This is a genomic window from Brevundimonas pondensis, assembly GCF_017487345.1.
Classification (GTDB): domain Bacteria; phylum Pseudomonadota; class Alphaproteobacteria; order Caulobacterales; family Caulobacteraceae; genus Brevundimonas; species Brevundimonas pondensis.
Genome location: NZ_CP062006.1, coordinates 1,762,013 through 1,786,286, shown reverse-complemented (window position 1 = coordinate 1,786,286; position 24,274 = coordinate 1,762,013). Strand labels below are relative to the sequence as shown.

The window sequence follows — 24,274 nt, the reverse complement described above, 5'->3', positions numbered from 1 at the left end:
GTCTTCTTGGGCCGGGACGCTAACCATCCGAAGGGCCGCGCGCAACGCGGTTTCGATTGGATGAAGCGATGACGACGCTTTCGTGACCCGGGGCGTTGCGGCTAGAGCCCATGTGATGCTGCCGATTCACGCCGTCCTGGAGCCGCTGAAAGCGGCGATGAGCACGACCACCGCGGTCGTTCTGGCCGCCCCGCCGGGGGCGGGCAAGACCACGGTCGTGCCCTTGGCCCTGCTGGATCAGGCCTGGCTGGGCGATCAAAAGGTGCTGGTGCTGGAGCCGCGAAGACTGGCGGCGCGGGCGGCGGCGGACCGGATGGCGGCGACGCTGGGCCAGAAGGCGGGCGGCACGGTGGGCTATCGCACCCGTCTGCAAAGCCGGATCGGGCCTGAGACGCGGATCGAGGTCATCACCGAGGGCGTCTTCACGCGGATGATTCTCGACGATCCGGGGCTGGAAGGCGTCGGCGCGGTCCTGTTCGACGAATTCCACGAACGCAGTCTGGACGCCGACCTGGGGCTGGCGTTGGCGCGCGAGAGCCAGTCGGTGCTGCGCGACGACATGCGGCTGCTGGTCATGTCGGCGACGCTGGATATCGCGGGGGTGTCCAGACTTCTCAACGGCGCCCCCGTCATCGAGGCCGAGGGGCGGATGTTCCCGGTCGAGACCCTCTATCTGGGCCGCAACACCGCCGAGCGATTCGAGGACGCCGTGGCGCGGGCGGTGATGCTGGCGCTGGGCGAGCAGACGGGGTCGGTGCTGGTCTTCCTGCCGGGGCAGGGCGAGATCCACCGCACGGTCCAGCGACTGAACGAGCGGCTGCGCGATCCGTCGGTCGATGTGGTCGCCCTCTACGGCGCGCTGGACAAGGGCGAGCAGGACCGGGCCATCGAGCCAGCCCCGTCGGGACGGCGCAAGGTGGTGCTGGCGACCTCGGTGGCGGAAACCAGCCTGACGATCGAGGGCGTGCGGGTGGTGATCGATGGGGGGCTGTCGCGCGTGCCGCGGTTCGAGCCGTCCAGCGGTCTGACCCGACTGGCCACGGTCAAGGTCAGCCGCTCGTCGGCCGAGCAGAGGCGGGGTCGCGCGGGGCGGGTCGAGCCGGGGGTCTGCTATCGCCTGTGGGACGAGGAACAGACGCGCGGTCTGGTGCCGCATCAGCGGCCGGAAATTCAGGAAGCCGATCTGACCGCCTTTGCGCTGGATCTGGCGCGATGGGGAGCGAAGTCGGTCGAGGGCTTGGCCCTGCTGGACCCGCCGCCGGCCGGGGCTCTGGCCGAGGCGAGGAAGGTGCTGACCCGCTTGGGGGCGCTGGACGCCAAGGGCGACCTGACGGCGCACGGGCGGCGGCTGACCCGGATTCCTCTGCCGCCGCGCCTGGCGCATATGGTCGCCGTGGCCTCGGATCAGGATGACGCCCTGAGTGGGGCGAAGATCGCGGCGGTGCTGAGCGAGCCGGGGCTGGGCGGGAACGCTGTCGACCTGCACGACCGTTTGAAGGGGATGGAGCGGGACCGTTCGCCTAGGGCGCGGGACGCCATGAAGTTGGCCGAGCGCTGGGCGCGGGCGGCGGGCGGCGGGGCTGGCGGAGAGGCGGATGCGGGCCTGTTGCTGGCCGAGGCCTTCCCCGAGCGGATCGCGCGGGCGCGGGGCAAGCCGGGCGAGGTGCTGCTGGCCTCGGGGCGCGGGGCCTTCCTCGATCCGACCGAGCACATGGCGCGCGAGCCCTGGCTGGCGGTGGCGGAACTGGGCGGCGGGGATGCGCGCGACCGTATCCGGCTGGCGGCGGCGTTGGACGCGACGACGCTGGAGGCCGATCTGGCGCACCGGATCGAGGTCGAGGACCGGCTGGCGCGAGAGCCGTCGGGCAAGCCGGTGATCCGCCGCATCCGGCGCGTCGGCGCCCTGGTGCTGGACGAAAAGGTCGTCGGCGCGCCGGATCGGGCGACCATGACGGCGGCGCTGAAATCCGAGGTCGAGGCGGGCGGGTTGTCGGCGCTGAACTGGGGCGAGCAGGCGGGGGCGCTGCGGGCGCGGCTGGCCTTCCTGCACGGCCTGGACGCCAACTGGCCCGACGTGTCGGACGAGGGCTTGCTGGCGCTGCGCGAAGACTGGCTGTGGCCGCTGCTGGACGGGGCGCGGTCGCTGGGCGACATCGGCGACGGCAAGCTGGCCGAGGCCCTGCGCGGTCTGATCCCGTGGGATTTGCAGCGCAAGCTGGATGAACTGGGGCCGCCGCGACTGGCCACGCCGCTGGGTTCGGCCTCCATCGACTACGCCGCCGAGGGCGGGCCGCGCGTCGAGATCCGGGTGCAGGAGCTGTTCGGGGTGAAGACGCATCCGATGGTCGGCGGCGGTCGGGTTCCGCTGACGCTTAGCCTGCTGTCGCCCGCACGAAGGCCGGTGCAGGTGACGAGGGACCTGCCGGGCTTCTGGGCCGGATCATGGGCGGCGGTGCGTAGCGAGATGCGGGGGAGATATCCGCGTCACCCGTGGCCGGAAGATCCTGCCAATGCCGCCCCGACCAGCCGGGCCAAGCCGCGCGGCACCTAAGGCTCAGCTTGACGCCGGGCGGCGGCGCGCCGCAAAGACCTTGCACTATTGCAAGGATTTCTCTTGACCGACGCTGATATCTTACCGCCTGCCGCCTCCAAGCGGAGAATTCTGTTCGCCAGCCTGATCGGCACGACGATCGAGTTCTTTGACTTCTACATCTACGCCACGGCGGCGGTGCTGGTGTTTCCGGCCTTGTTCTTTCCGGGCGAGGACGCGACGACGGCCATGCTGTCGTCCTTCGCGACCTTCTCCATCGCCTTCTTCGCGCGGCCCGTGGGCGCCGTCGTCTTCGGCCACTTCGGCGACAAGGTGGGGCGCAAGGCGACCCTGGTCGCGGCCCTGATGACCATGGGGCTGTCGACGGTGGCGATCGGCCTGCTGCCGACCTGGCATTCCGTCGGCGTGATCGCGCCCTTGCTGCTGGCCCTGTGCCGGTTCGGTCAGGGCCTGGGGCTGGGCGGCGAGTGGGGTGGCGCCGTGCTGCTGGCGACCGAGAACGCGCCGCCGGGCAAGAAGGCCTGGTACGGCATGTTCCCGCAACTGGGCGCGCCGATAGGCTTCATCCTGTCGACCCTGAGTTTCATCATCCTGACGGCGGCCCTGCCGAACGAACAGTTCCTGGCCTGGGGCTGGCGCATTCCCTTCATCGCCAGTTCGCTGCTGGTCTTCGTTGGCCTTTGGGTCCGGCTGCGGATTACCGAGACGCCCGCGTTCAAGACCGCCATCGACAAGGCTGAGCGGGTCGAGACGCCGATCCTGACCCTGCTGGCGCGGCACAAGTTCGCCCTGCTGACGGGGACGCTGGCGGGGATGGCGACCTTTGTCCTCTTCTACCTGATGACGGTCTTCGCCCTGGGATGGGGGACGACAGCGATGGGCTATACCCGCGAGCAGTTCCTGCCGATCCAACTTCTGGGCGTCTGCTTCTTCGGCCTGTTCATTCCGCTGGCGGCGCTGGCGGCGGATCGCTGGGGGCAGGGGCGGACCCTGCTGGTCACGTCTATCGCCATCGCCCTGTTCGGGCTGGCGCTGGCGCCCTTGTTCGGCAGCGGCGGATTGGCCGGCGTCGTGGCCTTCTTCATCATCGGCTTCAGCCTGATGGGCTGTACCTATGGCCCGCTGGGCGCGGCGCTGGCGCGGCCCTTCCCGACGGCGGTGCGCTATACGGGCGCGTCGATGACCTTCAATCTGGCGGGGATTCTGGGGGCGTCTCTGGCGCCGTTCGCGGCGACCTGGCTGGCGGGGCGTTACGGCTTGCAGGCCGTGGGCGCCTATCTGGCCGTCGCCGCCGTCCTGACCATCCTGGCCCTGCTGGGTATGGGACGGATCAGGACGGACGGGGAGATTTAAGCTCCCGTTCTTCCGTCATCCTCGGCCTTGTGCCGAGGGTCCATAACCTCGACGTCGGCCATGTCAGGCGTCGAGGTTCGCCACAGAGCGATGTGTTTCTGGATCCTCGGCACAAGGCCGAGGATGACGGGGGCGGGGTAGGCCCCCTCAGAGGCTCTCGCCGTAGGCCGCGTCGGTTACGGCATAGACCATGACGCCGGTGGCGACGGCCAGGTTCAGGCTGTCGGCCCGGCCTCGCATGGGGATCTTGACGTTCAGATCGCAGGCGGCGGCCAGTTCATCGGTCAGCCCGGCCTGTTCATTGCCCATCATGATCAGGGCCGGATGGCGCACGGGGCTGTCGCGATAGCCGTGTTTCGCATCCAGACGGGTGCCGATGACGCTGCCTGGCCATTTGGCGCGCCAGGCCAGGAATTCCTCACGCGACGCCTTGCTGATGGTCACGGCGAAGACCGAGCCCATGGTGGCGCGCACGGCCTCGACCGAGAAAGGATCGACACAGTCGCCGATCAGGATGACCCCGCCACAGCCGGCGGAGTCCGCCGTGCGGATGATGGTGCCCAGATTACCCGGATCGCGCACCTGCTCCAACGCCACCCAGCAGGGCTTGGCCTCGGGCTGGATGGCGTCCAGCGGGGTATAGACCTGCTCGAACACGCCCAGCACCGTCTGCGGATTGTCGCGACGGCTGATCTTTTCGAGGATGGCGTGGGTGACGACGATGATCTGGCCGCCGGCCTTGATCGTCTCGGCCTTGGCGCGGTCCAGCAGGGGGTGAGGACGGGCCTCGTCGCCGACCAGCAGCATGGTCGGGGCGCGACCCTGGTCCAGGGCCTCGCCGATGAATTTCAGACCCTCGGCCAGGAAGCAGCCCGTGGCCTCGCGTTCCTTACGCATATGCAGGGCGCGGACGGCCTTGATGGTGTCATTGGTCAGGGAGGTGATGAGGCGCTCGGTCATCAGGCGCTCCACCTGGCGAAGAAGCTGAGGCCGATGGCGCGGGCGTCGGGGCCGTCCTCGGACAGGGCCAGTTCGCCCCAGTCGATGCGCCCGCCGCGATCATGGGTCGCCTCGGCCATCATGTGGGCCAGAGACAGGCCGGAGATCCGCGCCGCGTAGGCGTTCAGCAACAGGAAGGAAGCGTCGTCGGACAACAGGGACGCGCAGTCCTTCAACAACTCGGGCATGTCTTCGAAGAGGCGCCAGACCTCGCCGTTGGCGCCGCGACCATACTTGGGTGGGTCCAGGATGATGCCGTCATACTTGCTGCCGCGCCGCACTTCGCGAGCCACGAACTTGCGGGCGTCCTCCACCAGCCAGCGGATCGGGCGATCGGACAGGCCCGACAGCTCGGCGTTCTCACGGGCATAAGCGACCGACTTCTTCGACGCGTCGACGTGGGTCACGTGCGCGCCCGCCGCCGAGCAGGCCAGGCTGGCCACGCCGGTATAGCCGAACAGGTTCAGGATCTTCGGCTGCTCGAGGGTGCGGACGCGGGCGTCCAGCCATTCCCAGTTGGCCGCCTGTTCAGGGAAGAAGGCCAGGTGCCGGAAGGGGGTGAACCGTCCCATGAAGCGCACGTCGCGCCATTTCAGCGGGAAGGCGTCGATGGGGCCGTGGGCGTCGAAGCGCCAGCGGCCGGAATCCTCTTCCTCCTGCTGGGGATCGAACATGGCGTTGGCGCGCTCGAAGGCGCTTTCGTCATGCGCCTTCCAGAAACACTGTGGTTCGGGTCGAACGACAGTGTAGCGGCCATAGCGCTCCAGTTTGCGGCCATCGCCGCAGTCGAGCAGGGCGTAGTCGGACCAGCCTCGTGTGACGAGGGTTTCGGGTGAGGAGGAAAGAACCGGAGCCATGCGCGCTGATAGGCGCTCAGGCGGCTGCTCGTCCAGACTCGACGGCCATTGGAGGCAGCGTCGGACTCAGGTCTTCGTGGGGAATGTCGGGCTGATGGGCGGTCTTGTCCCAGCGATGGGGCTCAACGATCAGTCGAACGGCGGCGTGGACGAAGGCCAGGCTGAGTAATGACCAATAGAGCGGAATTCGCGCCATGTCCCAGACACCGAAGGGCGTTCCCGCACGCCGGGCGCCGATCACCGTCGTCAGGATGGCCGCCGCTGCGCCGCACAGCAGGACGCCAAGACCCAACCAAGGTGCTTCCGGCATGCGGCGGGCCAACAAGGCTAGAAGGAAGAATACGCCAAAGGACGCAACAGACAGGGCGTGCAGCGCCGCCGAGGTCAGGGCGGCCCCCAGCGTCAGGCTCAAGGCGGTCCAGCCGCGCCAGCCCATGCCATGTGATGACCGTGTATGGACAAAAAGGGTCTGCATGTATCCCTTCAGCCATCGTGTGCGTTGCGGCAGCCAGTGAAGTAGCTGACCTGGCGGCGTTTCATAGGTCGGACGGCTGAGCACGCCCAGACGCCAGCCTTGCCGCCATAATCGAAATCCGAGATCGGCGTCCTCTGTTACGTTCCACGAATCCCATCCTCCGGCAGCACGTAGCGCGGACATGCGAAAATGATTGCTGGTGCCTCCGAGAGGGAAGGGCAGGCCCAGGCGCGCCATGGCTGGCAGGGTGATTTCAAACAGAGCCGCGTACTCGGCGGCGAATTGGCGATCCAGAAAGGGCGAGGCGTTACGGTTCTTGCCCCGACGACGAATCCGCAACGGCGCCTGCAAACAGGCCAGGCGTTCGTCAGCGGCGGCGAACCGCGCCACGGATTCCTGCAACTGAAGCGGATCAGGATCGTCCTCGGCGTCGTAAATCGTGAGAAACTCGCCTTGTGCGAAGCTTAAGGCGTAGTTCAATGCGCGGGGCTTGGTCGTCGGCGCTCCTGGCGGCGCCACAAGGACCTGCAGCCACTCGGGGCGAGGCAGGCCAAGGGCGGCGTCAATCGTAGCCCGGTCGTGAGCTTCCATGACCAGATAGCCGTCGAGCCGATCCGCCGGATATTCGATCGCCGCCAATCGCTCGATCAGATGCGGCAATATTCCTGCCTCATCATGAAGAGCGACGAGAATCGAATAGCGCGGCAGGTCCTCAAGGAGAATCTGTGGTTCGGCCGATGGCGCCTGGCTCGTCATGACGGTGACGAGCCGCCAGGGGATCATGATCAGGAAGGCGGTCTGGACGAGAAGCAGAAATCCCGCGCCGAACGCTGGATAGGAAAGGGCTGAGCCTGCGATTGCAGAAAAAGCAGCTACTCCTATCAAGAGTTGTAGCGGCGTCGCAGTGATCTTGGCCGCGTCAGCAGTTGCGGAGATGTCTACGACCTGCTCGGATCGTCCATGCATTCGGCCCCTCGCGCTGCATGTCTTCGCCTTTCTAGAACCGTCGTTCTTTGAAAAGCAAGCGATTGGCGATTCAGCGGGGATCGGTCTATGCAGAGGTCGTCCCCCACATGGAGTTCTGGATTGTCCGGCGACTCGACCCAAACGCCGCGTTCGGCCCGCAAGCCCAAGGGTGAAGGCCACGTCCGGCGCGCAGAGATACTGGCCGCCGCCGAGAGCATCTTCGTCGAGCACGGCTACGAGGGGGCGACGATCCGCAAGATCGCGGATGAGGTCGGCTTGTCGTCAACAGCGCTCTATATGCATTTCGCCGACAAGAGCGAGATGTTGCACGAAATTTGCCGCGGCGCGTTCGAAGCACTGATCGCCTCGCATCAGCAGATCTTGATCGAGGATGAGCCGCCAGAGGCGCGCCTGCGTCGCATGATCGAGGCCTATATCCGGTTCGGATTCGAGAACCCGAACGCCTATCGTCTGACCTATCTGACACGGCCGGTCGAAGCGCGCGAAGGCGCGCAGACGGTGGCGCAGGAAACCGGCTTTGAACTGTTCCGGGCCTTTGTCGCCGTTGTAGAGCAGGCTGTCGCCGCCGGCCGCATGAAAGGCGATCCGACGACCCTGGCCCAAGCCATCTGGGCCTGCGGTCATGGCATTGTCTCCTTGAGAATCACAAAGCCCTATTTCGAATGGGCGGACCGGGATGAACTGACCCGCGTCACTTTGGACGCCCTGTTCGCGGGGCTGCTGAGGTCGTGAGCAGGCGTTGCGGGGCGCTGGCCGCTCTCCTTCTACTGGCGCCCGCCGTGGCCGAGGCGCGTCCTTTGCGGGTGCTATCGCTCGATCAGTGCGCAGACCAGTACGTTCTGGCCCTGGCGCCCGAGGCCGATCTGGCTGTGTCTTCGCGAGCGGACGATCCGGATTCCTGGATGCGTCATTCAACTCAAGGGCGGCTTCGGGTCCGGCCCACGCTGGAGGCGGCCATCGGGTTCCAGCCTGACGTCGTGGTGCGTTACTGGGGGGGCGAGCCGCGCCTGCTGGCGGCGTTGGAGAAGCGCGGGACGCGAGTGCTGAACATCGACGACGCAACCGATATGGCCGGGGTCCGAGAGAACCTCAGGTCTGTGTCGCATGGCTTGGGACAGGAGGCGCGGGGCGCGGCCCTGATCGCCCATATGGACCGGCGGTTGGCCCAGGCGGCGGGCGGCGGACGCGGGCGTCAGGCCGTCTATGTCACGCCGGGCGGCTATACGACCGGGGCGGGATCATTGATCGATTCCATCCTCAAGGCGGCGGGCTTTCGCAACGGCGTGACCGGGCCGGGCTATCAGCCGCTGGGGATCGAAAAAATCGCGCTGAGCCCGCCGGCCTTGTTCGTGCGGGGTTTTTTCCAGCAGTGGCGGGCCGACTGGCGCGGGCCGGGGCGACATCCGGTGGTTGAGCGGGCGGCCAGGGGACGGACGGTGGCGGACCTGCCGGCTTCGACGTTGAGTTGCCCCGCATGGTTCGTGGCTGACGCGGCGGCTCTGTTGGCGGAGGCCGCGCGATGAACAGACATCTGGGCCTGAACCTCGGGCTGGGGGCGGCGATCCTGCTGGCCCTGGTCGGGGCGGTGGTGTTCGGCGAGACCGTTCTGTCGGCGGCCCAGTATGGGCAGGCCCTGGCCGATCCTGCGTCGGGGCCGGGCGAGGTGCTGTGGCAGGTGCGGGCGCCGCGCGCGGTCTGCGCCCTGATGGTCGGGGCGGCGCTGGGGTTGGCGGGGGCTGTGCTGCAAGGCCTGCTGAGGAACCCGCTGGCCGATCCGGGCGTGCTGGGCGTGTCGGCCACGGCGGCGCTGGGCGCGGCGGGGGCCATTGTGCTGGGGGCGGCGGCCATTCCGGGACTGGTCGAGAGCGCGGCCTTGGTAGGCGCGGCTCTGGCCGGCCTGCTGCTGGTCGCCATCGCTGCGCGGGTGCGGGCGCCCGAGGCGTTGATCCTGTTCGGGGTGGCGCTGTCGAGCTTTGCGGGAGCGCTGACGGCCCTGATCTTCAACCTGTCGCCGTCGCCTATCGCCTCGGCCGAGGTGATGAACTGGCTGCTGGGCTCGGTGCAGAACCGCAGCTGGATCGACGTGGCCTGGGTGGCGCCGGCGCTGGCCGTGGCGGCTGTCTTTGCGGCGGGGGCGTCGCCGGGCCTGCGGATGCTGACCCTGGGCGAGGAGGCGGCGCGGGCGTCGGGCCTGTCGATGGGGCGGATGCGGGTCCTGGCCCTGATCGCCTCGGCGGTCGCGGCGGGGGCGGCGGTGGCCGTGGCGGGGGTGATCGGCTTTGTCGGCTTGGCGGCGCCGCATCTGGTGCGCGCCGCCGTGCGCGGCGATCCGGGGCGGTTGCTGCTGCCCTCGGCCCTGGCGGGCGGGCTGATGCTGGTGCTGGCCGATCTGGCGGCGCGGCTGGCCCCAACGGATCAGGAGTTGAAGTTGGGCGTGTTCACGGCCCTTGTCGGAGCCCCGTTGTTCGCCCTGATCGCCTGGCGCGCGGCGCGGGAGTGGCGGCTGTGAGCGCCTTGCTGGAATTGGACGGCGTCGTGGCGCGCATGGGCGCGGCCACGGTGCTGGACGGGGTCAGCCTGTCGGTTGCGGCGGGTGAGCTGGTGGCCCTGTGCGGGCCGAACGGGGCGGGCAAGTCCAGCGCTGTGCGGGCGGCTCTGGGCCTGACGACCTTGCAAGGCGGAGTGGCCAAACTGGGCGGCGAAGACGTGCGGCGTCTGTCCGAGCGCGAACGCGGAGCGCGGGCGGCCTATCTGCCGCAGGAACGGCACATCGCCTGGAATTTGCCGGCGCTTGAGGTCGCGGCGTTGGGCGCGCCCTTCCTGTCGGGGGCTGCGGCGTTGGACAGGGCCAGGGCGGCGCTGGACGAGGTCGGGGCCGGGCATCTGGCCGAACGCGGCGTGGCCGAGATGTCCGGCGGCGAGCGGGCGCGGGTGCTGCTGGCGCGGGCGCTGGTGGTTCAGGCGCCCTTGCTGCTGGCGGATGAGCCCATTGCTGGGCTGGACCCAGATGCGCAGCTTCTGGTGCTGGAGCGGTTGCGGGCGCGGGCAGATGCGGGCGGGGGCGTGCTGGTCAGCCTGCATGACCTGACTCTGGCGGCGCGGATCGCAGATCGCGTGGTCGTGCTGAATGCCGGCCGGGTGGTTGCGGACGGACCGCCGGTCGAGGCCCTGTCGTCCGCCGTGCTGCGCGCAGCTTTCCATCTGGATGGACGCTGGGTGGAGGCAGAAGACGGGCCGCTGTTGGCGGCCCGCCGCATAGCTCAAGGCTGATAGGCGCGCGGACCGTTGTTGGGCGGCGTGCCGCGCGCCAGGTCGGCGGAGGGGGTCAGCGGGGCTGAGCCGCCGTTCAGGCGGGCGCGATAGACCTGCATATTCTCCATCACCCGCATCATGTAGTTGCGCGTTTCGGTGAAGGGGGCGCATTCGATGAAGTCGATGGGATCGACCTGTCGGCTGCGTGGATCGCCGCAGCGGGCCACCCATTGCGGCGGGCGGGCCGGACCGGCGTTGTAGCCGACCGTCGCCAGCAGGGGCGAACCACCGAAGTTGTTGATCAGTTCGCCCAGATGATAGCTGCCCAGGCGCATATTGGCGTCGGGATCCCAGAGCTGTTCCGCCGAGTAGCCGATGCCCATGCGGCGCGCCACGCCCTGACCCGTGGCGGGCAGAAGCTGCATCATGCCACGCGCGTCGGCGTGCGAGCGGGCCAGCGGGTCGAAGCTGGATTCCTGGCGGGTGATGGCCAGGGTGAATTCCAGCGGCGCGGCGCCGGAGGTCTGGGGCGGCATCCGCACGGGATACATCCGCTCGGGCATGACGAAGCCGCGCTGGCTGGCGGCGCGGCCGACCATCATGGAGCCGAACTGGTCGCCATAGCCCTGCATCAGGTCGAACAGCTGGGTCAGGTCGTAGGGCGAGGGCAGGGTGTCGTCGAGGTGATAGGCGAAGACCCGCATCAGGGTCTTCTCGCCCGCCGCGCCCAGGATCCGCGTGGCGCGGACGACTTCGTTGCCTTCGAAGCGGTTGACGTCCTCAGGCGTCGGGGCGGGTTCGCCGGGCAGGGTCAGGGTGGTGATCCCGGCCTTCTCGGCGGCGAGCTGGCCATAGAAGGTCTGCCAGTGTTCGGCGCCTGCCTTGTACCAAGCCTGAGCGCCGGCCCGGTCACCGCGGGCCTCGGCGGCGCGTCCCAACCAATAAAGGGCGCGGCCCTGGGTGATGGGGGTCGAGGAACTGTTGCGCAGGATCTCGAAATGTTGGGCGGCGGCGGCCGGGTCGTTCAGCTTGGTCAGGGCGACCCAGCCAGCGAAGAACTCGGCGTCCACCTTGCGTTCGCCCGAGGGGAAGCCGTGGCCGTTCATGGCGGCGTAGGCGGCGCGGGGATTGCCCTGCTGCAGGGCGTCCAGGAAGTAGTTGCGGCGCTCGCTCCACAGCGTGTCCTGGCCTTCCTTGTGCGAAGGCGCGGCGGGCAGGGCGGACAGCAGGGGGAAGGCCTCGGACTGGCGACCGGCCGAGCGTAGCAGACGCACCCGTTCCAACACCACGGCGGGATCGTTGGCGACGGCAGGCGACAGGCCAGCGACGATGGCGTCGGGCGAATAAGCGGTGCGGAGGGCCGTGACGGCGTTGGCCACGGCCTGACGGTCGGCGGGGACCATAGTGACCATGGCGCGCGTCGCCGGGCCGTGCGGGCCGAGCAACAGCATGTTGAGGCGCGTGACGTGGTCGTCGGTGTTCAGCCAGCCGCTCCAGCGATTGGCGATGGCGGACTGCTGGGCCTCTTCGAAGGAACGGGTGCGCCACCAGTCGCGGATAAGGGCCTGAGCTTCGCGCCTCTGGCCCTTCTGCTCCAGAGCACCGGCCAGGGCGATGGCGCCCTCGGCGGTCGTCGGGGCCGTGCTGTTGAAGAAGGCAAGGACCGTGTCGGGCGAGGCGTTGGCCATGTTCAGGGCGCGTTCGCCTGCGGCCCGGCGCGAATCACCGCGCGGCCAGTTGGCGAGGTCGGTCTGGGCGCGGGCCAGATCGGCGTAGGAAAGCTGCTTGTCCGAGGTGTCGACCAGGGCCCATTCGACCAGCTTCCTGGCCGTGGGGTCGGAAATGCGGCTCATGATCGACTGCGTGCCGATCACGTCGCGGGCGCGGGCCGAGGCGAGACCTTGCTGGAACAGGGCCATGTCCTGGCCGCTGATGACGCCATTCTGACTGGAGGCATAGGGCGCAGGCGTGCTGTTCAGCACGTCCTGGGTCGGCGGAGTCAGAATCGCCAGGGCGGCGGCCACGGTCGTCGCGATCATCAGATGTCCGATCCTCATTCATCACTGGTTGCGGCCGAGCGGCGAGCAACCTACGCTCCCTGCCTCTTCAAAAGGGCGACACACGCCGCCCGAAACACCGCGCAGGTAACTTGTTTCAATGACCGCCCCCTTGTTCAAGGGCGTGATCACCGCCTTGATCACACCTCTTCGTGACGGAAACGTGGACGAAGGGGCTTTTGAAAAACTCCTGGAACGTCAGATCGCCGCTGGCGTCCATGGCGTGGTGCCGGTCGGTACGACCGGCGAAAGCGCCACCCTGCGCATGGACGAGCACAAGCGCGTCATCGAGCAGTGCGTGAACATTGCGGCCGGTCGCGTACGTGTCATCGCCGGCGCCGGATCGAACGCCACGCACGAGGCTATCGAGCTGTCGGCCTTCGCCAAGGAAGTCGGCGCCGACGCGACCCTGGTGGTCACGCCCTATTACAACAAGCCCTCGCAGGAGGGCATGATCGCTCACTTCGAGACGATCTCTGACGCCGTTCAGATCCCTATGATCCTGTACAACGTCCCGAGCCGCTGCGGCGTTGATCTGTCGAACGAGTCGGTCGCGCATCTGGCGAACAATCCGAACATCGTCGGCATCAAGGACGCCACCAGCGACATCTCGCGGGTCAGCTGGATGCGGAGCCATATCAACGGTCCCTTTGACCTGATCAGCGGCGATGACGCCACCTGGCTGGGCTATGCGGCCAGCGGCGGCGTGGGCGTGATCTCGGTCACATCCAACGTCGCGCCGGAAGCCATGGTCGCCATGTATGACGCGGTCGCGGCCGGCGACTACGCCACGGCGCGGACCTGGCAGGACCGACTGATCGACCTGCACAAGGCGCTGTTCCTCGACAACTCGCCGTCGCCGGCCAAGTACGCCCTGGCCAAGCTGGGTCTATGCAGCGTTGAAGTTCGTCAGCCCTTGTCTCTGACCCGCGACGCCGTGAAGCCCGCTATTGATCAAGCGATGGCGGCGGCCGGAGTCGCCTGATGGCAGCTGACGCGCCCAAGAAGGTGATCGCCGAGAACCGGCGCGCGCGCTTCGATTACTTCCTTGAGGACTATATCGAGGCCGGGATCCAGCTGCTGGGGACCGAGATCAAGGCGCTGCGAGACGGTCGGGCCAATATCGCCGAGAGCTATGCGGCGGTGGAGGGGCGCGAGATCGTCCTGATCAACTCGGACATCCCGCCCTACAAGCAGGCCAACCGGTTCAACCATGAGCCGCGCCGGCACCGCAAGCTGCTGCTGCACCGCAAGCAGATCGACAAGCTGATCGGCGCCGTCCAGCGCGACGGGCGGACCATCATTCCGGTGCGCCTGTATCTGAACGAAAAGGGCAAGGCCAAGCTCGAGATCGCCCTGGCCAAGGGCAAGAAGCTGCACGACAAGCGCGAGGCCTCGGCCGAACGCGACTGGCAGCGCGACAAGGCCAGGTTGCTGCGCGACAAGGGCTGAGTTTGCGGTTCCGCTTTGCGGCGCGCGCGACGCGCGATAAACGACAATTCCTGGGGCGCGTCTTGCGGAGTTCACGGTGAAGATAGCCGAACGCTGGTTCGTTATGGCGGGCGTGGCCCTGCTGGGCGGCATCGCCGTGGCCGGTCTGGTCGTGGCCATCTATGCGGCCTGGGTCCTGCACGACATGCCGGATGCGTCCGAGCTGGCGGATTACCGTCCGGCGACGGCGACTCGCGTCTTCGCCGGCGACGGGACTCTGATCGGTGAATTCTCGGACGAGCGGCGCATCTACGTCACCTATGATCAGGTGCCGGATCAGGTCATCCACGCCTTCCTGGCGGCGGAAGACAGCCACTTCTTCCAGCACGGCGGCATCGACGTGTCCGGCATCGGCCGCGCCATGTTCAAGAACGTCTTCAACGTCCTGTCGGGACGTCGCCTTGAAGGGGGTTCGACCATTACCCAGCAGGTGGCCAAGAACGTCCTGCTGACCAACGAATCCAGCCTGAACCGCAAGCTGAAGGAGGCGATCCTCTCCAGCCGCCTGGAAGCGACCCTGACCAAGGAACAGATCCTTGAGCTGTATCTGAACGAGATCTACCTGGGCTATCGCTCCTATGGCGTGGCTTCGGCTGCCTACAACTATTTCGGCAAGTCGCTGAACCAGCTGACGCCGGACGAGGCGGCCTTCCTGGCGGCCCTGCCCAAGGGGCCGAACAACTACAACCCGAAGCGCCACCCCGAGGCCGCCAAGGGCCGTCGCGACTGGGTTCTGGGCGAGATGGCCGACAACAAGTGGCTGTCGCAGGAAGACCTGGCCACGGCGTTGGCCCGTCCATTGAACACGCGCGCGGCTCCGCGCCGGGCCGAGTACGCCGACGCCGACTTCTTCGTAGAGGAAGCCCGCCGTCGCGCCATTGGCCTGTTTGGTCAGGAAGAGGTCAACCGCGGCGGCTATTACATGCGCACGACGCTGGACCCGCAGTTGCAGTCAGCGGCGCGAGAGGCCCTGATGAACGGGCTCGAGAACTACGACCGTCGCCATGGCTGGCGCGGGGCCTGGGGCACGACCGACTTCGCGCCGGGCTGGCAGGCCGAGGCCCTGAAGAAGAACACCCCGCCCGAGCGGCGCACATGGCAGGCGGCGGCCATCGAAAGCGTCAGCGGCAACAATGTCCGTATTCGCACGGCGCGGGACGACCGCACGGGTTCGCTGATCGTCTCGGACGCCGCCTGGGCCAACGCCAACCGACCCCTGAAACGCGGCGACCTGATCTTCGTTGAACCGCGTGGCGGCCAGTATGCGTTGAAGCAGGTTCCGGCTGTGAACGGCGCACTGGTGGCCATCGAACCGCAGTCGGGCCGCGTCCTGGCCATGGTTGGCGGCTATTCCTACGCCCTGTCCAGCTTCAATCGGGCGACCCAGGCCCGCCGCCAGCCGGGGTCGGCCTACAAGCCGTTTGTCTATGCCGCGGCTCTGGAAGGTGATTTCAACCCGACCAGCATTGTTCTGGATGCGCCGATCAGCTTCCCGGGCGGCGCCAATGGTGGTCGCTGGACGCCTGAGAACTACAGCCGCCAGTACTATGGGCCGCAGACCCTTCGTCGTGGCCTTGAGTTGTCGCGTAACGTGATGACTGTGCGCCTGGCCCAGGCTGTGGGCATGCGAAACATCGTCGACCTGTCCAAGAAGATGGGCGTGGTCGATGACATGTCGCCCAACCTGGCCATGTCGCTGGGGGCTGGGGAGACGACGCCCTATCGGATCACCGCCGCCTACGCCGCCTTCGTCAACGGAGGTCGCAAGATTGATCCCTATCTGATCGAGATGGTCCAGGATCGGAACGGTCAGACCATCCACCGCGCCGACCGTCGTCAGTGCCGCGATTGCGGTCGCGGATTCAGCGGTCAGGAGTCGCCGCGTCTGCAGGACCGCGGCACGCAGGTCATCGATCCCATCACCGCCTATCAGATCAGCTCCATGCTGGAAGGCGTGATCCAGCGCGGCACGGGCGCCAGCGCACGCGGCCTGGGGCGCTGGGTCGGTGGCAAGACCGGCACCACCAACGAGTACCGCTCGGCCTGGTTTGTGGGCTTCTCCAGCGACATCGTGGTGGGGGTTTTCGTTGGCTTTGACGACAACCGATCGCTGGGCGGCGGCGAGGCCGGAGCGGCGACGGCTGTGCCTATCTTCACCGACTTCATGCAGGTCGCCTTGAAAGAGCGCCCGGCGCGTCCCTTCGTCCGGCCCAAGAATGCTGTCTTCCGCACAGTCAACGGTATCGAGGAAGCTTTCCGTCCGGGCACCGAGCGCCAGATCCGTGAGGACGCGCCGCGTCCGGTTCAGCCGGTTGGACCCCAGAACTACAATGATGTGATCCGCCGCGAACAGGAGGCCGCCCAGGCGCCGGCGCCCGCCGCCCCCGCTGCAGTCGCCCCGCCGCCGCCGAAGAAGCAGCCCGCTGAGGACTTGAGCGGACTTTACTGAGGCACTAGTTAGGCCGACTAAACGGCGCGCCTATTCGCAGGCGCGCCGTTATTATCTTGCTTTTCCTGTCGGTCTGTACGCGGTGCAGACCCGCTTGAGGGAAGGCGTTGTTTCGCAGGAGTTTGCGATGAGACCGGATGTCGAGGCCATGAAGGCCGACATCGAGCAGAGCGTCGCTCTGCTCAGGAGGCGTCTTTGACTGGGATGTCTCACTTCGAAAACTGGATGAGCTGAACGCTCGGGTCGAAGACCCGACCCTTTGGGACAATCCTGAACAGGCCCAGGCCGTCAGCCGCGATCGCTCGCGTCTTGAAGGTCAGATCAACAGCGTTCGTTCGCTGGAAACCGATCTGGAAGACGGTGTCATGCTGGCCGAAATGGCCGACGAGGAGGGCGATGAAGCCACCCTCGAGGAGGCCCGTGAGCAACTGCGCGCCGTCAAGGACCGCGCCGCGCGCGCGGAGCTGGAAGCCCTGCTGTCCGGAGAGGCCGACGGCAACGACGCCTATCTGGAAGTGAACTCCGGCGCCGGCGGCACCGAGTCCAACGACTGGGCCGGCATGCTGCTGCGCATGTACTCGCGCTGGGCCAAGGCCCACGGCTATGAGGTTACGATCGAGGCCCACGAAGAGGGCGAACAGGCGGGGGTCAAATCGGCAACCATCCTGATCGAAGGCCCCAACGCCTATGGCTGGCTGAAGTCGGAATCGGGCGTGCACCGTCTGGTCCGCATCAGTCCCTATGACGCGGCGGCCAAGCGCCACACCAGCTTTGCCTCCATTGGCGTCTCGCCGGTCGTGGACGACACGATCGAGATCGACATCAACCCGTCGGATGTGCGCACCGACACCTATCGCGCTTCGGGCGCGGGCGGTCAGCACATCAACAAGACGGACTCGGCCGTGCGTCTGACCCACGTTCCGACCAATACGGTCGTGGCCTGCCAGGCCGGTCGCTCGCAGCACCAGAACCGCGACATGGCGTGGAAGATGCTGCGCGCCCGACTGTACGAACTGGAACTGCAGAAGCGCGAGGCGGCGGCTCAGGCCCTGGCCGACGCCAAGACCGATATCGGCTGGGGACACCAGATCCGCTCCTACGTCCTGCAGCCCTATCAGATGGTCAAGGACCTGCGCACCGAGGTCGAAACCTCGGATACGCAGGGGGTTCTGGATGGTGATCTGGACCGGTTCATGGGCGCGGCCCTGGCGGCCCGGGTCGGCGAGACCCGAGACGCAGCGAACTAAAAAAGGGCGGCCCGATCGGGCCGCCCTTTTCATTAGACGTTCGAGCCAGATCAGGCGGCGGGCTTGGCCTCGACCTTGTCGGTCTTGGCGTTGGCGGCCACGGGCTTTTCAGCCGGAGCCGGGGCGTCCAGCATGTTGGCGCCGGGCGTGTCGCGCTTGGCCTGGGTGCAGCGGCCCTGGAACCATGCTCCCTGTTCGATCGACAGCTGCTCCTGGGTGATGTCGCCCTCGATACGGGCGGTGGCGAACAGCTTGACCTGCTTGGCCACGATGGCGCCTGAAACGCGGCCGCGAACTTCCAGAATATCCGCGTGAACCGTGCCCTCGACCGAGCCGCCTTCGCCGATGGTGACGCGCACCACGCGGATGTCGCCCTTCAGCGAGCCGTCAACCTGAAGCTCGCCGGCGCCGGAAATATTGCCCTCGTATTTCACCCCGGCCGACAGGGTCGACAGGCTGGATGACCGTGAAGCGGCAGGCCGCGACGGTTCAGGCGCGCGCGGTGCGGCGGTGGGCGCGACCGAAGGCGTGGCGGTGGGTGTTGGCTCCGGGGCGGGGGGGATGCCCATACCGCTGGACGGGCCGTTGTCGAAGGGTTTGCTCTTGTTGAACATGGTGCTCTCCGCATCTCGCCAGCAAGGCCGGCCTAATCCTACTGTTGCCCCTTGGGCGGCAGTTAGGGGCAGGTCGGCGGCGGAGGCAAGCTTGGCCTCAGAGCATTCCGCGGATCACTGTCCGGTCAAAGTGAGTGGAGGGCGTCCAGCACCTGTTCGGCGTGGCCCTTGACCTTGACGCTGCGCCAGACGCGGCGAACCACGCCCGCGCCGTCGATCAGGAAGGTGGCGCGTTCGACGCCCATATATTCCCGGCCGTAGAGCTTCTTCATGATCCAGACGCCGTAGGCCTCGCAGACCGCGCCGTCTTCGTCGGAGCCGAGCACCACCTTGAGGTCATGCTTGGCCTTGAAGCGGTCCAGCTTCTTCACTGCGTCACGCGAAACGCCGATGACGACGGCGTTGGCGGCGGCGAACTGATCGGCCAGGGCCGAGAAGTCCAGCCCCTCCGTCGTGCAGCCGGGTGTGTCGGCCTTGGGGTAGAAGTAGAGGACGACCGACTTGCCCTTCAGGCCGTCGAGCGTGACGCGGCCGTCGCCGTCGGTGGACAGGTCGAACGCGGGGGCGGCTTGGCCTTCGGTGATGTCGGTCATCCTCTTGTTCCCTTAGACCGGCCGAACCAGGACGATCTTCTTCTTGCCGGCGGCCAGTTTCAGCACGCCGTCGGCATTGACGTCGGCGTCTTCGATCAGGCGGGCGCCGTCGGCGATGGCTTCGTCGTTCAGGCGCAGACCGCCGCCCTGGGCCAGGCGGCGCGCCTCGCCGTTGGACGTGGTCAGACCGGCCTTGGTCACGACGGCGGCGATCATGGCGCCGATCACCTCGTCCTTCGGCAGTTCGACAGTCGGCAGGTCGGCCGACAGCTGGCCTTTTTCGAAGGCGGCTTCGGCGGCGGCGCGAGCAGCCTGGGCGGCCTCCGAGCCGTGCAGCATGGAGGTCGCGGCGTCGGCCAGGGCCTTCTTGGCCTCGTTGATCCCGGCGCCTTCCATGGCTTCGAACAGCGCGATCTGGTCCAGCGGCAGGTCGGTGAACAGGCGCATGAAGCGGCCGACGTCGGCGTCCTCGGCGTTGCGCCAGAACTGCCAGTAGTCGTAGGGGCTCAGTTGCTCGGAGTTCAACCAGATGGCGCCTTGGGCCGTCTTGCCCATCTTGCCGCCGGAGGCCGTGGTCAGCAGGGGGGTGGTCAGGCCGAAGGAGGCCTTCTGGTCCACGCGGCGCACCAAATCGACGCCTGAGGTGATGTTGCCCCACTGGTCCGAGCCGCCCATCTGCAGCGTCACGTTCAGTGAACGGTTCAGCTCGAGGAAGTCCACCGACTGCATCAGCATGTAGTTGAACTCGAGGAAGGTCATCGGCTGCTCGCGCTCGAGGCGCAGCTTGACCGAGTCGAAGCTCAGCATCCGGTTGACCGTGAAGTGGGTGCCGTAGTCGCGCAGGAACTCGACGTAGCCGAACTTCGACAGCCACTCGTCATTGTCGACCATGACCGCGTCCGACGGACCGTCGCCGAAGGTCAGGAACTTCTCGAATACGGTCTTGATCGAGGCGATGTTGGCCTGGATCGTCTCGTCGGTCAGTTGCGGGCGCGAGGCGTCCTTGCCGGTCGGGTCGCCGACCTTGGTCGTGCCGCCGCCCATCAGGACGACGGGCTTGTGTCCGGCCTGCTGCAGGCGACGCAGCATCATGATCTGGATCAGGCTGCCGACGTGCAGGCTGGGCGCCGTGGCGTCGAAGCCGATGTAGGCCGTCACGATCCCGTTCGAGGCAGCCTCGTCCAGCTCTACCGGGTGCGTCACCTGGTGGATGTAGCCGCGCGATTGCAGGGTCTTGAGGAAGTCGGACTTGAAGGCTTGGTCGGTCATGGACGGCTCCGTAGCAGGGATGCCGGCGGCCGTCTTCCTTCTCGGGAAGTCGTGCCGCCAGCGAAGGCGGCACGAGATCGCGGCCGCTCGCTAGCTCAGCGAACGGTAATACAGGCCGGAAATGGCGCGGGCGGCGATCATGGGCGCTAGCTACGGCGTGCGTGACGTGGCAGTCAACCCGCCATGACGACCTCCTCCTCGACAAAGACCCTTCGCGTGCTCGGCTTCATGACCGGCACCTCGCTCGACGCCGTGGACATGGCGGTGATCGAAACCGACGGCGAAAACATCATCAGCTTCGGCCCGGCCGGCGAGATGAAGCTGGACGCCGAGACACGCGCCATCGTCGAGGACGCCATCGAGGACGCCCTGGATTGGGAGCGCGACGAGGAGGAGCCCGACAGTTTCGAGGATGCGCGCATGGCCGTGGCCGACGCCCATCTGGCGGCGGCGTTGAGTTTCATGGCGATGCACGGCGTGAAATCCAGCGGGCTGGATCTGGTCGGGGTGCATGGCCAGACGGTTCTGCACGAGGCGCCGACGCCGGAACTGCCGGGTCGCACGGTGCAACTGATCGATGCCCTGAGCGTGGCCGAGGGGTTGGGCGTGCGGATGGCTTATGATTTCCGCAGCGCGGACGTGGCGGCGGGCGGGCAGGGGGCACCGCTGGCGCCGGTCTATCATGCGGCCCTGGTGAAGAAGGCAGGCCTGAGCGGGCCGGTCGCCGTGTTGAATCTGGGCGGGGTTGGCAACATCACCCTGATCCGCGCCGACGGCGGGCTGGAGGCCTTCGATACCGGCCCGGCCAACGGCATGGTCGACCTGCTGGTCCAGTCGCGCGGCAAGAAGCGGATGGATGAAGGTGGTCGTTTGGCGGCGACGGGGACGGTCGATCAGGCCGTGCTGGCCGCATATCTGGCCCATCCCTATTTCGCGACCACGGGGCCGAAATCGCTGGACCGGTTCGATTTCTCGCTGGATCCGGTTGCGGGCCTGTCGTTGGAAGACGCGGCGGCGACGCTGACGGCCTTTGCCGCCGAGGCTGTGGCTCTGGGCGTGGCGCGCTGTTCCGAGAAGCCGACCAAGGTCGTGGCCTGCGGCGGTGGACGCCATAATCCGGTCCTGCTGGCGGCGATCCGCGAGCGCGCGGGCGTGCCGGTGACGACCGCCGAGGACGAGGGCTGGCGTGGCGACTCGATCGAGGCCGAGGCCTTCGCCTTCCTGGCCGCGCGCTGCCTGCTGGGTCTGCCGATCAGCTTCCCCGGCACGACGGGCGTGCCCGAGCCCATGACCGGCGGTCGCATCGTGGAGCCCGGCGAACAGTGAGCCTGACGCAGTCCCGGCGCTTCTGGGGCGTCGCCAGCGGCATGGCGGCGGGCGCCCTGTGGGGGTTGGTCTTCCTGGCGCCCAAGGTCGCGCCCGAGGCCTCGCCCATGATGCTGACGGCGGGTCGCTATCTCGCCTATGGCCTGATCGCGGCCCTGCTGATCGCGCCGCGCTGGCGGCGGGTGACGGCGGCGCTGGATTTCAAGGCGTGGCGGGCCCTGGCCTGGCTGAGCCTGGCCGGGAACATCGTTTATTTCGTCTTCCTGGTGGTCAGCGTTCATTTCGCGGGCGTTGGGGCCTCGGCCCTGATCGTCGGCATGGTGCCGGTCGTGGTGGCGCTTTGGGGTTTGAAGGACAAGGATTCGCCGCCGCTGTCGCGGGTGGCGCCGCCCATCGCCGTGGCGGCCCTGGCGGTCGGCCTGATCGGTTGGGAATCTCTGAGCCAGAGCGGCGGGACGAGCCATGATGGGGGGCAGACCCTGATCGGGCTGGCCTGCGCCTTGGCGGCTCTGTTGTCTTGGTCGGCTTTCGCCGTCGGCAACAGCCGCTGGATGGGCCGGCTTCCGGACGTCTCGCCGCATGATTGGTCCTTGCTGACTGGTGTAGTGACCGGTGGGTTCGCCCTGCTGCTGGCCGTTCCTGCGGTCCTGACCATGGGCGTCTGGTCCGGCGAGGCCTGGGTGCGGTTCCTGGGCGTCAGCGTCGGCGTGGCGGTCTTCGCTTCCATCATCGGCAACGCCTTCTGGAACCAGGCCAGCCGTCTGTTGCCCCTGACCATGCTGGGCCAGATGATCGTGTCAGAGACCCTGTTCGCCTTCCTCTACGGCTTCCTGTGGGAAGGGCGCGGGCCGACCGTGATCGAGATTGTCGCCATGATCCTGATGGTGATCAGCGTCGTCTGGTGCGTGCGCGCTCACCGACCGGCGGCCATTGCAGCGGTGGAGAGCGAACACTAGGCCGCAGCGAAAGCGCTGAACGCCTTGGCCGCTTTCGCGTTGATCCGTGAGCGGACCGGGCCCCTCTGGCGACTCATGGTCGTGATGTCGGGCCGCGCCGGTCGCTCGCTCGGGCGTCGGCGGCGTGAACGGTCCAGAGGCGCGGATGGAATTCCTGGCGGTAGAGTGGATGGGCAAGCCCGCGTGGATGTGGGCGGGCTTTCTGGTGGTCGTGGTTGCATTGCTGGCCTTTGATCTGGGCGTCCTGCATCGCAAGGCGCATGAGATCGGGGTGCGGGAAAGCCTGCTGCTGTCGGGCTTCTATATCGCGGTCGCCCTGTTGTTCGGGGTCTGGGTCTGGGTGCGGTTGGGGGCGGATAGCGGGCTGGACTACCTGACTGGCTTCGCCATCGAGAAGAGCCTGGCGATGGACAATGTCTTTGTCATCGCCATGATTTTCAGCGCCTTCGGCATTCCGCGCCTGCACCAACACCGGGTGCTGTTTTGGGGGGTGCTGGGGGTCATCGTGCTGAGGGCCGTGATGATCGCGGCGGGGGCGGCCCTGGTCAGTCGGTATGAGTGGGCGCTCTACGTTTTCGCCGTCTTCCTCATCTTCACCGGCGGGCGGATGATCGCCACCAGTCCCAAGGAAGAAGCGGCGGCGGGGCGTGGCCTGATGAACTGGCTGATCCGGCGGGTCCCGGTCACGGACCAGTTGCACGGCGCGCGGTTCTTCGTGCGCGAGGATAATGCGGCGGGACGATGGGTCTGGCGGGCTACACCCCTGTTTCTGGCCCTGGTGACGATCGAGTTCGCCGACGTCATTTTCGCGGTGGATTCCGTGCCAGCGATTTTCGCGATCACGACGGACCCCTACATCGTCTACACGTCCAACATCTTCGCCATTCTGGGCTTGAGGGCGCTGTATTTCGCCCTGGCGGCGGTGATCCACCGTTTCGCCTATCTGAAGCAGGCGTTGGCGATCCTGCTGGTCTTCATCGGGGGGAAGGTCATCGCCGCGCCGTTGATGGGCCTGGAGAAATTTCCGCCGGCGATTTCGCTCGGCGTTACGGCCGCCATCCTGGCCGCGGGCGTTCTGTGGTCGATGTGGAAGACCCGGGCCGAAACCCGGGTCGATACGTGAGGCCTTAGGCCGGGTTTTCTTCCAGACGCTTGTCCAGATAGGCGCCGACGCGACGCTCGACCGCGCCGATGTGGTCCTGCCAGAAGTGGCTGGCGCCTTCTTCCAGTTCGTAGTCGATGACGATGCCCTTCTGGGTGCGAAGCTTGTTGACCACGCGCTCCACCTCGACCGGCGGCACCACGGTGTCGGCCGTGCCGTGCAGGAACAGGCCGGACGCCGGGCAGGGGGCCAGGAAGCTGAAGTCGTACATGTTCGAGGGCGGCGACACCGAGATGAAGCCGTCCGTCTCGGGTCGGCGCATCAGCAGCTGCATGCCGATATAGGCGCCGAACTGATAGCCGGCGACCCAGGTCTGGGTGGCGGCGGGGTTGTTGGCCTGCAGCCAGTCAAGGGCCGTGGCCGCGTCGGCCAGCTCGCCGATGCCGCTGTCGAACTCGCCCTGCGACTTGCCGACGCCGCGAGAGTTGTAGCGCAGGGTGGCGAAGCCGCGCTGGACGAACAGCTGGTGCAGCGTCACCGCCACCGGGTTGTTCATGTGCCCGCCCGCCTTGGGGTGGGGATGCAGGATCAGGGCGATCGGCGCATTGGGGCGTTTACCAGGCGAATAGCGGCCTTCGATGCGGCCCGAGGCGCCGGGAAGAATGACTTCAGGCATGGATCAGCGGAATCCTGTCT

21 protein-coding genes are annotated in these 24,274 nt (G+C 67.2%); 13 read left to right on the top strand and 8 right to left on the bottom strand.

The annotated features are described in order from the left end of the window. Window positions 1-115 precede the first annotated feature (115 nt). Together hrpB and IFE19_RS08830 are read left to right on the top strand one after the other, a co-directional pair. Window positions 116-2,551: an ATP-dependent helicase HrpB gene (hrpB, locus tag IFE19_RS08835; RefSeq protein ID WP_207821509.1), complete on the top strand. Its 2,436-nt coding sequence runs from the start codon at window positions 116-118 to the stop codon at window positions 2,549-2,551. 63 nt (window positions 2,552-2,614) lie between these two features. Then, on the top strand, window positions 2,615-3,904 hold the full coding sequence (locus IFE19_RS08830) for an MFS transporter (protein ID WP_207821507.1): 1,290 nt from the start codon (window positions 2,615-2,617) through the stop codon (window positions 3,902-3,904). Between the two features lie 147 nt (window positions 3,905-4,051). On the opposite strand, the gene IFE19_RS08825 is transcribed toward IFE19_RS08830, so the two are convergent. Genes IFE19_RS08825 through IFE19_RS08815 form a run of 3 tightly spaced genes read right to left on the bottom strand, consistent with a single transcriptional unit; the run spans window position 4,052 to window position 7,201 of the window. After that, complete coding sequence (locus tag IFE19_RS08825; RefSeq protein WP_207821505.1) at window positions 4,052-4,864, bottom strand: TrmH family RNA methyltransferase; 813 nt, start codon at window positions 4,862-4,864, stop codon at window positions 4,052-4,054. Next, window positions 4,864-5,760, bottom strand: coding sequence for a class I SAM-dependent methyltransferase (locus tag IFE19_RS08820; RefSeq protein ID WP_207821503.1), 897 nt, complete (start codon window positions 5,758-5,760; stop codon window positions 4,864-4,866). The genes IFE19_RS08825 and IFE19_RS08820 overlap by 1 nt, the downstream gene beginning before the upstream one ends. 16 nt (window positions 5,761-5,776) lie before the next feature. Beyond that, complete coding sequence (locus IFE19_RS08815; RefSeq protein ID WP_207821501.1) at window positions 5,777-7,201, bottom strand: glycosyltransferase family 2 protein; 1,425 nt, start codon at window positions 7,199-7,201, stop codon at window positions 5,777-5,779. 120 nt (window positions 7,202-7,321) lie between these two features. On the opposite strand from IFE19_RS08815, the gene IFE19_RS08810 reads away from it, so the two are divergent. The 4 genes from IFE19_RS08810 to IFE19_RS08795 are packed head-to-tail and all read left to right on the top strand — an operon-like array spanning window position 7,322 to window position 10,492. After that, window positions 7,322-7,954: a TetR/AcrR family transcriptional regulator gene (locus IFE19_RS08810; protein ID WP_225910213.1), complete on the top strand. Its 633-nt coding sequence runs from the start codon at window positions 7,322-7,324 to the stop codon at window positions 7,952-7,954. Continuing rightward, window positions 7,951-8,745 (top strand): ABC transporter substrate-binding protein, encoded by a 795-nt coding sequence (locus tag IFE19_RS08805; protein WP_207821498.1) that lies wholly within the window; start codon window positions 7,951-7,953, stop codon window positions 8,743-8,745. The genes IFE19_RS08810 and IFE19_RS08805 overlap by 4 nt, the downstream gene beginning before the upstream one ends. Next, the gene (locus IFE19_RS08800) at window positions 8,742-9,731 is read left to right on the top strand and encodes a FecCD family ABC transporter permease (RefSeq protein ID WP_207821496.1); all 990 of its coding nucleotides are present in this window, start codon (window positions 8,742-8,744) and stop codon (window positions 9,729-9,731) included. Before IFE19_RS08805 ends, IFE19_RS08800 begins: the two co-directional genes overlap by 4 nt. After that, on the top strand, window positions 9,728-10,492 hold the full coding sequence (locus tag IFE19_RS08795; protein ID WP_225910212.1) for an ABC transporter ATP-binding protein: 765 nt from the start codon (window positions 9,728-9,730) through the stop codon (window positions 10,490-10,492). Before IFE19_RS08800 ends, IFE19_RS08795 begins: the two co-directional genes overlap by 4 nt. On the opposite strand, the gene IFE19_RS08790 is transcribed toward IFE19_RS08795, so the two are convergent. Then, entirely contained in the window at window positions 10,483-12,513 is a 2,031-nt protein-coding gene (locus tag IFE19_RS08790) for a lytic transglycosylase domain-containing protein (protein ID WP_225910469.1), read from the bottom strand. The two genes, IFE19_RS08795 and IFE19_RS08790, sit on opposite strands and share 10 nt — an antisense overlap. Window positions 12,514-12,631: 118 nt before the next feature. Between IFE19_RS08790 and dapA the strand changes: the two genes are divergently transcribed. The 4 genes from dapA (at window position 12,632) to prfB (ending at window position 17,718) form a co-directional block, all read left to right on the top strand. After that, the gene (gene dapA, locus IFE19_RS08785) at window positions 12,632-13,516 is read left to right on the top strand and encodes a 4-hydroxy-tetrahydrodipicolinate synthase (RefSeq protein WP_207827286.1); all 885 of its coding nucleotides are present in this window, start codon (window positions 12,632-12,634) and stop codon (window positions 13,514-13,516) included. Continuing rightward, window positions 13,516-13,983: an SsrA-binding protein SmpB gene (gene smpB / locus IFE19_RS08780; protein WP_105563368.1), complete on the top strand. Its 468-nt coding sequence runs from the start codon at window positions 13,516-13,518 to the stop codon at window positions 13,981-13,983. The genes dapA and smpB overlap by 1 nt, the downstream gene beginning before the upstream one ends. A 103-nt stretch (window positions 13,984-14,086) precedes the next feature. Next, window positions 14,087-16,471, top strand: coding sequence for a penicillin-binding protein 1A (locus IFE19_RS08775; RefSeq protein WP_207827510.1), 2,385 nt, complete (start codon window positions 14,087-14,089; stop codon window positions 16,469-16,471). Window positions 16,472-16,598: 127 nt separating this feature from the next. Continuing rightward, a protein-coding gene (gene prfB / locus IFE19_RS08770; protein ID WP_207827285.1) for a peptide chain release factor 2 occupies window positions 16,599-17,718 on the top strand; the annotation gives its coding sequence in 2 pieces (ribosomal slippage) (window positions 16,599-16,667 and window positions 16,669-17,718; 1,119 coding nt in all). Window positions 17,719-17,768: 50 nt separating this feature from the next. Here the strand turns inward: prfB and IFE19_RS08765 are convergent. From IFE19_RS08765 to tyrS, 3 genes are all read right to left on the bottom strand, one after another. Then, window positions 17,769-18,332: a bactofilin family protein gene (locus tag IFE19_RS08765; protein WP_207827284.1), complete on the bottom strand. Its 564-nt coding sequence runs from the start codon at window positions 18,330-18,332 to the stop codon at window positions 17,769-17,771. A 125-nt stretch (window positions 18,333-18,457) separates the two neighbouring features. Continuing rightward, window positions 18,458-18,925, bottom strand: a complete 468-nt coding sequence (gene bcp, locus IFE19_RS08760) for a thioredoxin-dependent thiol peroxidase (RefSeq protein WP_207827282.1) — start codon at window positions 18,923-18,925, stop codon at window positions 18,458-18,460. A 12-nt stretch (window positions 18,926-18,937) separates the two neighbouring features. Continuing rightward, window positions 18,938-20,194 (bottom strand): tyrosine--tRNA ligase, encoded by a 1,257-nt coding sequence (gene tyrS / locus IFE19_RS08755; RefSeq protein ID WP_207827281.1) that lies wholly within the window; start codon window positions 20,192-20,194, stop codon window positions 18,938-18,940. A gap of 183 nt (window positions 20,195-20,377) precedes the next feature. Between tyrS and IFE19_RS08750 the strand changes: the two genes are divergently transcribed. The 3 genes from IFE19_RS08750 to IFE19_RS08740 all read left to right on the top strand — a co-directional run bounded on the left by IFE19_RS08750 (window position 20,378) and on the right by IFE19_RS08740 (window position 23,599). After that, on the top strand, window positions 20,378-21,520 hold the full coding sequence (locus IFE19_RS08750; RefSeq protein WP_207827279.1) for an anhydro-N-acetylmuramic acid kinase: 1,143 nt from the start codon (window positions 20,378-20,380) through the stop codon (window positions 21,518-21,520). Beyond that, window positions 21,517-22,476, top strand: coding sequence for a DMT family transporter (locus IFE19_RS08745; RefSeq protein WP_225910468.1), 960 nt, complete (start codon window positions 21,517-21,519; stop codon window positions 22,474-22,476). Before IFE19_RS08750 ends, IFE19_RS08745 begins: the two co-directional genes overlap by 4 nt. A gap of 145 nt (window positions 22,477-22,621) precedes the next feature. Next, on the top strand, window positions 22,622-23,599 hold the full coding sequence (locus IFE19_RS08740; RefSeq protein ID WP_207827277.1) for a TerC family protein: 978 nt from the start codon (window positions 22,622-22,624) through the stop codon (window positions 23,597-23,599). Between the two features lie 4 nt (window positions 23,600-23,603). On the opposite strand, the gene IFE19_RS08735 is transcribed toward IFE19_RS08740, so the two are convergent. Beyond that, window positions 23,604-24,254: an alpha/beta hydrolase gene (locus IFE19_RS08735; protein WP_207827275.1), complete on the bottom strand. Its 651-nt coding sequence runs from the start codon at window positions 24,252-24,254 to the stop codon at window positions 23,604-23,606. Window positions 24,255-24,274 lie beyond the last annotated feature (20 nt).